General features: G+C 56.2%; 9 protein-coding genes. 5 read left to right on the forward strand and 4 right to left on the reverse strand.

What is annotated here, in order from left to right:
* The first annotated feature begins 59 nt into the window (after positions 1–59).
* From ACR0AU_RS01515 to ACR0AU_RS01535, 5 genes are all read left to right on the forward strand, one after another.
* A complete protein-coding gene (locus tag ACR0AU_RS01515; RefSeq protein ID WP_480585332.1) occupies positions 60–2546 on the forward strand; it encodes a penicillin-binding protein 1A in 2487 nt (828 codons plus the stop codon).
* Between the two features lie 89 nt (positions 2547–2635).
* Positions 2636–3763 (forward strand): peptide chain release factor 2, encoded by a 1128-nt coding sequence (gene prfB, locus ACR0AU_RS01520; RefSeq protein WP_170566005.1) that lies wholly within the window; start codon positions 2636–2638, stop codon positions 3761–3763.
* Positions 3764–4471 carry a M50 family metallopeptidase gene (locus ACR0AU_RS01525; protein ID WP_480438635.1) on the forward strand — a complete coding sequence of 236 codons (708 nt, stop codon included), beginning with the start codon at positions 3764–3766 and terminating at the stop codon, positions 4469–4471. It abuts the gene before it with no gap.
* Between the two features lie 118 nt (positions 4472–4589).
* Complete coding sequence (locus ACR0AU_RS01530; RefSeq protein WP_480795170.1) at positions 4590–5987, forward strand: amidase; 1398 nt, start codon at positions 4590–4592, stop codon at positions 5985–5987.
* 28 nt (positions 5988–6015) lie between these two features.
* Positions 6016–6813 (forward strand): DUF2189 domain-containing protein, encoded by a 798-nt coding sequence (locus ACR0AU_RS01535; RefSeq protein WP_170422180.1) that lies wholly within the window; start codon positions 6016–6018, stop codon positions 6811–6813.
* Here the strand turns inward: ACR0AU_RS01535 and ACR0AU_RS01540 are convergent.
* The 4 genes from ACR0AU_RS01540 to ACR0AU_RS01555 all read right to left on the reverse strand — a co-directional run bounded on the left by ACR0AU_RS01540 (position 6810) and on the right by ACR0AU_RS01555 (position 11499).
* Complete coding sequence (locus ACR0AU_RS01540) at positions 6810–7505, reverse strand: helix-turn-helix domain-containing protein (protein WP_170396965.1); 696 nt, start codon at positions 7503–7505, stop codon at positions 6810–6812. The genes ACR0AU_RS01535 and ACR0AU_RS01540 overlap by 4 nt on opposite strands.
* A 340-nt stretch (positions 7506–7845) precedes the next feature.
* On the reverse strand, positions 7846–8406 hold the full coding sequence (gene ilvN, locus ACR0AU_RS01545; RefSeq protein ID WP_170396580.1) for an acetolactate synthase small subunit: 561 nt from the start codon (positions 8404–8406) through the stop codon (positions 7846–7848).
* Positions 8403–9674 (reverse strand): glycosyltransferase family 87 protein, encoded by a 1272-nt coding sequence (locus ACR0AU_RS01550; protein WP_170733349.1) that lies wholly within the window; start codon positions 9672–9674, stop codon positions 8403–8405. Before ACR0AU_RS01550 ends, ilvN begins: the two co-directional genes overlap by 4 nt.
* A gap of 73 nt (positions 9675–9747) precedes the next feature.
* Positions 9748–11499 (reverse strand): acetolactate synthase 3 large subunit, encoded by a 1752-nt coding sequence (locus ACR0AU_RS01555; RefSeq protein ID WP_170733348.1) that lies wholly within the window; start codon positions 11497–11499, stop codon positions 9748–9750.
* Positions 11500–11889: the final 390 nt, after the last annotated feature.

Here is an 11889-nt window from a genome sequence, read left to right on the forward strand (position 1 = left end):
TTTTGACCCTGCGCGGGGGCGACACTATATAGGCGTCATCGCGAGTAAAAGGCAGTAACGTGATCCGGTTCATTCTTTCGTTTTTCGGGGCGATTTTCAGCCTCGTGACCTTGGGTATTTTTATGGCCGCGCTGGTCGTTGGCGCGGTGTTCTGGATGTATGGGCGCGACCTGCCCAGTCATGAATCACTGGCGCAATACAAACCACCGACGATCAGCCGGATTTACTCGGGTGAGGGCCAGCTGATCGACGAATTTGCACAGGAGCGCCGCCTGTTCACGCCGTCCGAGGAAATTCCCGATCTGGTAAAACAGGCGTTTATCTCGGCGGAAGACAAGAATTTCTATACCCATCAGGGCTATGACCCACGCGGTATCATTGCTGCCGGGGTCGAGGCAGTGCGCACTAAAGGCGAAACCGTTCGTGGTGCGTCAACCATCACGCAGCAGGTGATGAAGAACTTCCTGTTGTCCGGTGACCGCCGGGCCGAGCGCAAGATCAAGGAAATTATCCTCGCCACCCGGCTTGAGGATACCTTGGACAAGGAACAGATCCTCGAGCTCTATATGAACGAGATCTTTCTGGGCCAGAACTCTTATGGTGTGACCGCTGCTGCGCAGACCTATTTCAACAAAACTCTGCAGGAACTGGCCCCGCATGAAGCCGCGATGCTGGCGGCGATGCCCAAGGCACCATCGGACTACCATCCTGTGCGGCAGAAAGAACGTTTGCTGAACCGCCGCAACTATGTGCTGCGCGAGATGCAGCAGAACGGCTATATCGATCAGGCCACCTATGAGACCGAAGTCGAGATGCCTTTGCGTTCGGTTCAGAACGGGGATTTTGAAAGCTTCCGCACTGCACTGCCGCCGCGTGACTATTTCACCGACGAAATCCGTCGCCAGTTGAGCGAGGATTTTGGCGAGGGTGAGTTCTTTACTGGCGGTTTCACCGTACGCGCCTCGGTGGATGAGGAAATGCAGGTCGAAGCGGCGAAAGCCCTGCGCACGGCGCTGCAGAAATACGACCGCTCTCGCGGGCGGTGGCGCGGCACAGGCGAAGTCATCGCCGAGGAGAAGCTGGCGGATGAAGCACAGTGGCGCGAGGCGCTGGCGATCATGGAAATCCCCCGCGACGTGGTGCTGCCGACGCAGTGGTATCCTGCCGTTGTTTTGAACGTGGCCGACCAATCCCTGACCGTCGGGATCGAAGATGGTCCAGCAGATGGCACCATCCCGCGCGAAGACATCAAGTGGATGCAGGGCAATTTCCAGGACAATTTCAAACGCGGCGATGTCATTCTGGTAATGGCTGGCGAAGAGGGGCAGTGGTCTGCCCGTCAGGTGCCAGAAGTGCAGGGCGGCTTTGTCGCGATGGACGTGAATTCGGGCCGTGTTCTGGCGATGCAGGGCGGGTTCTCGTATCAGGATACCGTGTTTAACCGCGCCACTCAGGCACAGCGCCAACCCGGGTCGAGCTTCAAACCGTTCGTTTATGCAGCGGCGCTAGACAGCGGATACAGCCCCGCAACGATCGTTGTGGATGCGCCGATTGAAGTGAATACACCGCAGGGCCTGTGGCGTCCCAAAAACTCGACGAACAAGTTTTATGGTCCGACCCCGTTGCGTACCGGGATCGAACAGTCGCGGAACCTGATGACCATCCGTCTGGCGCAAGAAGTCACAATGCCCGTGGTCGCAGGCTATGCCGAGCGGTTTGGCGTTTATGACCGGATGGGTGCGTTCCTTGCGAACTCGCTAGGGTCTGAAGAGACTACGCTGTACAAAATGGTCGCTGCCTATGCGATGTTCGCCAATGGTGGCGAGCGGGTTGAACCCACACTGGTTGACCGTATTCAGGATCGGTTCGGCAAGACCATCTATCGCCATGACGATCGCCAGTGCGTCGATTGTAACTCTAGCTGGCTTGAGCCTGATGAATCGCCCACGATCCTCACCGATCGCAGCCAGGTCATGGATGCCATCACCGCCTACCAGTTGACGTCGATGATGAAGGGCGTGGTTGATCGCGGCACTGCATCACGTGTTGTGAACCTGCCCGTGCCCACAGCGGGCAAGACCGGCACCACGAACGAATCCAAGGATGCGTGGTTCATCGGTTTCACCTCAAATATCGTGGCCGGTTGCTACATCGGTTATGACCGCCCGCGCCCGATGGGCCGAGGGGCCTACGGCGGCACCTTGTGCGGTCCTGTGTTCCAAAGCTTTATGGAAAAAGCAGTCGAGAAATACGGCGGTGGCCCGTTCGAGGTGCCTCCGGGTGGCCATTTCATCAAGATTGACCGTTTCAGCGGCGCGCGCCTGCCAGAAGACGCGAGTGGAGAATATGTGGTCGCCGAGTATTTCCGTGATGGCGTGGATGGTTTTATCGATCGCGTCTATGACGGTGGCTTCGCGATGGGATCTGACCTACCGTTGTTTGAAGAGGCAAGTTCGGGCCGTCAGGTGACCACCTCAACCGGGGATACGATCACGGTTGGCCCCAATGCCAGCCAGGGCGATCTGCAGGGCGGCGGGCTTTACTGATCCGCCCAAGTTTCCCGGCTCAGTCGTCTTGTGGTGCCTCGCACCTCTTGCTATCACGCACACCTGATTGAGCAAGTTGGGACCTGACCATGCGCGCCGAAACCCAGAATATCGTGGCGGAAATCGAAAAGTCGCTGGAGCTGCTGGCGCAGCGCATGGACTATGAAACAGCGCCGCACCGGTTGGAGGAATTCAACGCGCGTGTTGAAGATCCGAACCTGTGGGACAATCCCGAGAACGCGCAGAAATTGATGCGCGAGCGGCAGTTGCTGGTCGATGCCATCGAGACCTACGAATCTATCAAGACCGATCTCAGCGACAATATTGAGCTGATCGAACTGGGCGAGATGGAAGAGGACGAAGAGGTCGTGACCGACGCCGAAGAAGCGATCAAAAAGCTGCAGACCAAGGCCGCAAAGAAAGAGCTTGAGGCGCTGCTTGATGGCGAAGCGGACGGCAATGATACCTTCCTTGAGATCAACTCGGGCGCGGGCGGTACGGAAAGCTGCGACTGGGCCTCGATGTTGGCGCGGATGTATGTCCGCTGGGCCGAGAAAAAGGGCTATACGGTCGAACTGCAATCCGAGACAGCGGGGGAAGAGGCGGGGATCAAGTCCGCCGCCTACAAGATCACTGGCCACAATGCCTATGGCTGGCTGAAATCGGAAAGCGGTGTGCACCGTTTGGTGCGTATCTCTCCGTTCGACTCGGCGGCCAAGCGGCATACCTCGTTCAGTTCGGTCTGGGTTTATCCTGTGGTGGACGACAATATCGAGATCGAGGTGAACCCATCGGATATCCGCGTTGATACCTACCGGTCCTCGGGCGCGGGTGGTCAGCACGTGAACACGACGGACTCGGCGGTTCGGATTACGCATATTCCGACCGGAATCGTGGTCACCAGTTCCGAGAAATCGCAGCACCAGAACCGCGATATTGCCATGAAAGCGCTGAAATCACGGCTGTACCAGCAAGAGCTGGATCGCAGAAACGCCGAGATCAACGCTGCCCACGAAGCCAAGGGTGATGCGGGCTGGGGCAACCAGATCCGGTCTTACGTGCTGCAGCCCTATCAGATGGTCAAAGACTTGCGGACCAATCACGAGACATCGGACACCAAGGGTGTGCTGGATGGTGATCTGGATGGTTTCATGGCGGCGACACTGGCCCTGAATGTCTCGGGCAAAAGCCGGTCCGAGGCACAGGGCGACGGCTAATTGCGGCAGTCCCTGACCTCGGCTGTGAACCTGATCAAGGGCCACTGGCAATTGATCGCAATTGTCGCGTTGGTGTTTGTGTTCTGGAACACGATGCTGGTGCTTCCGTTGAAAATCCTGGTTGTGTTCCTGCATGAGCTTTCGCATGCAGGTGCCATTATACTGACCGGTGGTTCGGTTGAAAGTTTCTCGGTCTCTCCACAACAAGGTGGTCTGGTTATTGGCCTAGGAGGCAATCGGTTTGTCAGTCTGTCAGCGGGATATCTTGGGTCCTTGATGCTTGGGATGGGCCTGCTGATGATCGCCCTGCGCACCAATGCCGATCGGGCTGCGCTTGGTCTCTTTGGGGGAGTCATGCTGATTGTTGCGCTCCTGTATATCCGGGAACCGTTTGCCATGGCGTTCAGCGCGGGCTGTGGAGCGGTGATGCTGGCCACCGCGTGGTTCCTGAACCGCAACCTGTGTGATCTGATTTTACGGGTCATCGGGCTGACCAGCATGATCTACGTTCCGTTTGACATTTTCGATGACACGATCCGACGCGCGGGATTGCGATCAGATGCATATATGCTGGCTGAAGAATTCGGCGGAACCACCATGATGTGGGGCGGGTTGTGGCTGGTGCTTAGTCTGGTGATGATCGTCTTTGGTCTGATGAATGTGCTGGGCCGCGACAGCAATTTGCGGATCGACCTCAGGATCAGATGATGCGCGCTCTTGCGCCGCTCTTCTTCGCGAAATTCTAAAAAGATACATTTAAACAGTGGCTTTAAATGGTCCGAGCACGTCGCTAGGCTGATGACGAGCAGCCAAAGGACCAACCCGCATGGATTTGACCAGAGCATCCGCGACGGACATTCTTGACGCCTTGTCCCGCCGACAGCTTTCAGCTGCAGAACTGATGCGCGCGACGCTGGATCGGATCGCCCAGGTGAACGGTGAGGTAAACGCGATTGTCGCGCTGCGGGATGAAGACGCTTTGATGGCCGAGGCGCGGGCGGCGGATGCCGCGTCACCTCGCGGCGCGCTGCACGGGTTGCCGATAGCGGTGAAAGATCTGGTAAATGTGGCAGGGATCACTTCGACGCAGGGTTCGCCATTGTTCAAAGATCATGTGCCACAAACTGACGATCTGCTGGCCGCCCGGCTAAGGGCTGCTGGGGCAATTCTGATCGGTAAGACCAACACGCCGGAATTCGGACTGGGTTCGCACACGTTCAATCCTGTCTATGGTCGAACACGCAACCCTTATGATCCCACGAAAACCTGTGGAGGTTCGTCGGGCGGTGCAGCAGTTGCGTTGGCGACTGGAATGCTGGCGCTGGCAGACGGCTCGGACATGATGGGCAGCCTGCGCAACCCGGCCGCATGGAACAACGTATACGGGTTCAGGCCAAGTTGGGGGCGCGTTCCGTCTGAGCCAGTGGGGGACAGTTATCTGCATCAGCTTTCAACACTGGGGCCTATGGCGCGCAGCCCCGAAGACATCGGGCTATTGCTTGACGTCATATCCGGCCCCGATCCAAGGATGCCATTAAGCACAGAGGTCGAGCGCGTGTCGCCCGTTCAAGCGGCTGATCTGACAGGGATGCGCATAGGCTGGTTGGGCGACTGGGGCGGGGCGTTTCCATGCGAAGAGGGTATCCTTGCGCGATGCCGCGATGCGTTGCACGTTTTCGAAGAACGCGGTGCGCGAGTTGAGGCGCTTGAACCACCGTTTGACGCGGACCTGATCTGGGACAGTTGGATTACTCTGCGCTCCTGGTCAGTGGCCGCAGGGTTGGAGCCTTTGGCCAAGAAGAAATCATCACTCAAAGATACCGCGCAATGGGAATTGGAGCGCGGCCTGGCGCTCAGCGCGATGGATGTGCACCGGGCCAGTGTGAACCGGTCTGACTGGTACAAGCGGGCGGTGGAGCTTTTCGAAGACTATGACGCCTTGGTGTTGCCCGCAGCGCAGGTCTGGCCGTTCGAGCTCGAAACGCCGTACCCAACCGAAATCAAGGGGCAGGGGATGGATACCTACCATCGCTGGATGCAGGTCGTGACACCCGTTAGCCTTTTAGGGTTGCCCTGTCTGGGTGCGCCTGTCGGTTTCGGACCAAAAGGGCTGCCGATGGGAATGCAGCTGTTCGGTCCGCGTGGTGCAGATGCGCGGATCTTGTCGATTGGGGCGGCATATCATTCTGCAACGCTTTGGCCTCAGAAACGACCCGCCATGTAGAACAACCGCCCGGGAGGAGAAAACAAGAATGGACAAACCCTTTGGTGTGCCGACGCTGAAACCCGTTGATACCGCGATGCTTAAAGAGGCACTGCGCCGAGCGTGGCAGGATTATCGCCGCGCGCCGCTTTTTGGGCTTCTGTTTGCGGGCTTCTACGTGCTGGCCGGGTGGCTGATGGCGTGGGTCACGCTGCAGACGGGAACGTCGTTCTGGCTGGTTTTGGCCGCGATCGGCTTTCCCCTGATCGGGCCGTTTGCTGCCGTGGGATTGTATGAGGTCTCGCACCGGCTGGAACAGGGCGAGCCGTTGAATCCCGGTGCGATATTCGGCGTGGTCATACAGCAAAGCCGAAGGCAACTGCCGTCGATCTGCGCCATTATCGTGGTGATCTTTCTGTTCTGGTTCTTTCTGGGCCACATGATCTTTGCGCTGTTCATGGGGCTGTCGACGATGACCAATATTTCAACATCATTTGAGGTGTTCCTGACACCCAATGGGCTGAGCATGTTGGTACTGGGCACACTGGTCGGGGCCGTATTTGCAATCATTCTGTACATGATCACCGTGCTGTCGATTCCTATGCTGCTGGATCGTGAGCTGGATTTTGTGACCGCGATGATCACCAGCTTTGCCTATGTCAAAGCGAACATTGGTGTGATGCTGGCGTGGGGGGCCTTCATCGCGATCATCACTTTTTTGGCGATGATCCCTTGGTTCCTGGGCCTGTTTATCGTCCTGCCTTTGCTGGGGCATGCCAGCTGGCATCTTTATCGCTTGATCTTGGACAACGATCCGTCCGGGGCTGCTCAGCCGACACCCTCTTAAATCTGTCCGTTTAAGTCAGGCCCTGATGAATTGTGCGCCTTTCGGGCCGATTGCAGTGCTGCGGACAAATTATGCCCAAGGTGATGCAGCGTAAGCCGTCTTACATCGGATCCACTGCCACCGGCCAACCGATACACATAACCCGACCATTCCTGAGGTGCCCATTCAGGCGGAAGGTTCAGAACCATCATTCTGCAATCCTGTGCGCCGGGCCGGGACATCAATGCGCAGACTTGTCCGCCGATGTGAGAAACGATGCCCTGAACCTCACGCATCGGCGCGGAGCATTTCGGCATATGCGACAAGGGTTCATAGCTGCGCAGCAAGGTGCAATGCCGAATGCGGCGCATAAACAGTAGCCGGTGAAGTGTTGGTTCGCGTCGGTTTGGTGAGGCCTCAGCGGCGTGATAAAATCCGGTCGCCATAGTTTTTTCTGACCCGGTGACGAGAAATCGATCGATGATTTCTGATGCGGGATGAGCGGCGACCGGTTCTATTTCATCCAAAGGTTTCAGCAGGATACGCGCGTCGATATCGAAGAATCGACACATCCGGTCCAGCACATCCGGCCTGGGAAAACTTTCACCTGACAGATAGCGATTAAACTGCGTTCGATTGATGCCCAATTGGCGGCAAAGCTCTGAAACCGACCGATAACTGTTTGCGAGCTGCCTGAGGTTGGCTCCGAACATGCTGCGCAATTCTGCGGGGCTGCGATTGATGTCGGTCACTTCTGTCCCAGATTTCCGTTTGTATCTTCAGCAAAAACAGGTTTGCGGCGGCACAGCGGCCGCGCAGTATTCAGAAATCGTAAAGTTGACCCCAACGGGCGCTGCAAAGCGCCTCGCTACGCGTCACAGGCTAGTCTGATGATAAGCAAAATCAATAGGCTTTCAGCCTATTTGCATGATCTTTTTCATGCTGTTGCTCATATTTGATGAACGCATTAAGCCTTTTTGAGGTTAGCAGGGCACAATGGCCAAGCAGGCCGCCGCCCCGAGAATGAATTCAGTCCCAGGGCGGAAATGGGGCTTAGTCACCGCGCAATAGGGCTGCAACTCCGGTACGGGCGATTTCAATCAAGCCAAGAGGGCGCATCAGATCGGCAAAGGCATCGATCTTGTCCGGTGCACCGGTGATCTCGAAGATGAACGAATTCAGCGTACTATCGACGACATTGGCCCGGAAAATGTCGGCCAGTCGCAGGGCTTCGACCCGTTTATCGCCTTCACCCACAACCTTGATGATCGCCAGCTCGCGCTCGACCGAAGCACCTTCGACGGTCAGATCATGCACGTCACGGACCGACACGATGCGTCCAAGCTGCGCCTTGATCTGTTCGATCACTTGCGGGGTGCCGGTAGTGACGATGGTAATTCGGCTGAGATGCCCGGTATGGTCAACCTCGGCAACCGTTAGACTTTCAATATTATAGCCACGACCCGAGAACAGACCAATTACGCGGGCCAGAACCCCCGGTTCGTTTTCAACCAGCACCGCGATCGTGTGTTGTTCCTGCACGTCCGAGAATGTCGGGCGTAGGTTATATGCAGAATGGCGGGTGGAGCCTTTGACGATGTTTAGCGGAGTCATTGATAGACCTCATCTTGGACATAAGTTTCTTCGGGCTTTCGTAGCGCAGAGATCAGCGCTTGGAGGCAAACTACGCAAGCCAGTATTAGGATCGGGGCAAACACGAGGCGCAAAGACAATATCTCGGTCATCTTGAAAAGCACCATATGTGTTGCTGGTCCTATACCGATCCACATTGCGGCGGCCAGTACCAGACGCCATGGAGAAGTTGTCAGGACGCCAGCTCGAAGCAGGAACAGTGCAACGATTGCAAGCAGCCCAGATTCATAGAACCAGAAGTACGGTGTAGACATGGAAATACCTAGAAAGAGTACCGCTACCCGCAAGTCAAAACCTACTCTTGGGCTGCGCCATGCAACGAAGACTGCAATTCCAGACAACACTGTCAAAGTCCATTGCATCGCAAGCGCGAGCGTTTCTGGCACACCGATGCTGGCCAGCAAGGAATAAGGGCTAAGCATCAGCGTATTGAGATGGATGGATTCTCGTATCTCTTCAAAGTGGACGCCCATCATGTTGCGCATTTCGGTCCAATATTCGACGCCAACGACCAGGGTGGCCAGAACGGACAAGACCACCGTCGTGACCGTTGCTGATATGATCGTTTTCCACGCACCGCTTGCCAAAAGCGCAAGCGGTATGAGCAGGCCGAGTTGGGGTTTAAGCGTCAGCAATCCAATAAAGAACCCTGCCAGCACGAAGCGGTCGTTCTTTAGCGCCGCTAGTGCGGCCAGAAGGCCTGCTGCCCAAAGGGTTGTGGTCTGCCCCATATACAAGTTTGGCAACATGGCGGGGGAGAGTGCAAAAGCAAACCAAACCGGTACAAATCCGCAGGAAAACGGTCGCACAGCAAGAAGCATTGCGACAATTGAGATCGCCGTGAAAATTGCCCAAGCCGGAGAAAACGACAATGCCCCGAGTGGTTGGAGTGCGACAAGGAACGAGGGAGGATAAGACCAAGGCATCCAATCGTCTTCCTTGGACGCTTCGTGTATTTCCGACAATCTGTCGATATCAAATGCCGCAAGCGGTTCGCCTAAATGCGCGAGGTGACCTGCAGCCCAGAACACCTTGAAATCAACGGATAACGCCATTTTTCCTTGATCAACAACGGCATACCAGCCTGTGCCGACCCAGAACAATATCAACGCTAGAACGAAGAGTGGAACCATGAGCCCCACTTGCCAACCGCGACGGCCGGCGAATATCGACAAATTCTCTTCCGGGCTCGAAGCTCTGGCTGAGAACTGACTGCTGAGATCACGCATGATCTAACCCTTTTTCATGTCACGTGCGGCGACCTTAGCTCCGGCATTTGACCTAGATGTGGCAAAGCGGTGCTCAAACAAGCACAGCTCCACCAGCTTGGATAACACCTTGCGTTTCGGCTTCGCCCAGCAGCATCTCATTGTGGGCCTTGCCCGATGGGATCATCGGGAAGCAATTCTCGTGCTTTTCGACCACGCAGTCGAAGATGATCGGACCGTCGTAATTGATCATCTCCATGATCGCGTCGTCCAGATCAGCTGGGTCGGAACAAAGAATACCCTTTGCGCCGAAAGCTTCTGCGAGTTTAACGAAATCGGGCAGGGCCTCGGACCACGAATGCGAATAGCGTTCGCCGTGCAGCAGCTCTTGCCATTGGCGCACCATTCCCAGCCGCTCGTTATTTAGGATGAACTGCTTCACGGGCAGGCGGTACTGCGCGGCCGTGCCCATTTCCTGCATGTTCATCAGCCACGAGGCCTCACCGGCCACGTTGATGACCAGCGCATCGGGATGTGCCATTTGCACACCGATCGAGGCGGGGAAACCATAGCCCATGGTGCCCAGACCGCCCGAGGTCATCCAGCGGTTGGGGTCTTCAAAACCCAGGTATTGCGCCGCCCACATCTGGTGCTGTCCAACCTCGGTTGTGACATAGCGGTCGTATTTCTTCGTCAGCTCTTCAAGCCGTTGCAGCGCGTATTGCGGCTTGATGGTCTTCTCGCTGTTTGTGAAGGCAAGGCAGTTGACCTTGCGCCATTCGTTAATCTGGTCTTGCCACTGCTTGATATTGGCAGCGTCTGTTTTGCGACCGCGTGCTTTCCAGACTTTCAGAATATCCTCAAGCACGTGGGCAACATCGCCAACTATTGGAATGTCGACACGGATAACTTTGTTGATCGACGACGGGTCGATATCTACATGGGCTTTGATTGAGTTCGGCGAGAACGCATCGATCCGGCCGGTGATACGGTCATCAAATCGCGCGCCGATGTTTATCATCAGATCGCAATCATGCATCGCCATGTTGGCCTCGTAGAGCCCATGCATCCCAAGCATGCCGATCCAGTTTTCGCCCGAGGCCGGATAGGCCCCAAGCCCCATCAGAGTCGAAGTGATCGGAAAGCCGGTTGCATCCACCAGTTCGCGCAGCAGCTGGCTGGCAGCTGGACCAGAATTGATAACGCCACCACCGGTATAGAAGACTGGTTTCTTCGCGGTCTCGATTGCTGCAACAAGTTCCGTGATTTCTTCCAAATCGCCTTTCAATACCGGCTGATAATGGGAAGTTGACGGTTTCGGCGTTGTATACTCTCCCGAGGCAAACTGAACGTCCTTCGGAATATCGACCAGCACGGGGCCGGGGCGACCCGATGTGGCCACATGGAAGGCTTCGTGCATAGTCGCCGCCAGCGAGTCGGTATCCTTCACCAACCAGTTGTGCTTGGTGCAGGGGCGGGTGATGCCCACGGTGTCGGCTTCCTGAAAGGCGTCAGAGCCAATCATGAAGGTCGGAACCTGACCGGTAAGAACAACGATCGGAATTGAATCCAACAACGCATCGGTCAAGCCGGTCACGGCATTGGTCGCGCCAGGACCGGATGTGACCAAGGCAACGCCCGGCTTGCCGGTCGAGCGGGCATAGCCTTCGGCAGCATGTACCGCACCTTGCTCATGCCGTACCAGAATGTGACGGATGTCATTTTGCAGAAAGATCTCGTCATAGATCGGTAGGACGGCGCCACCTGGGTATCCGAATACCGTGTCCACGCCCTGATCCTTGAGGGCCTGAACTACCATCTTTGCGCCGGTCATCTCACGTGTCATCTGCTTTGCTCCGTTCGCGACATGTGTCTTGCGTGTTGCCAAAAAAAAGCCCCCGAGATTTTCGGAGGCGCATGGGTTCGATTATGGTTTACCGTTACCGGCCCATGCGCGTGTTTCCTACGATTACGACTAGCGCTTTCATCGCCAGAGGCTCCTTCTTTGCGTGCAGGGACATTATGGTTGAGGGGAAGGGGCGTCAACAGGCAAATACAAAAATATTGTAAGTCTGGACTCGTGGGATTTGATATTTTGTTGCGCAAAATGACGCAGGTCGAGAAATATCCGCGAAAATTCGCCGTAAATTGGCGTGCGATCGGGCGATCAACAGTGGTCTGATTGCGTCAGGCCTATGTCTGAAACAGACCAGAGCAGCGCCCGATGCTGAGGCAG

The sequence above is a fragment of the Ruegeria sp. CG1 genome, assembly GCF_056537265.1.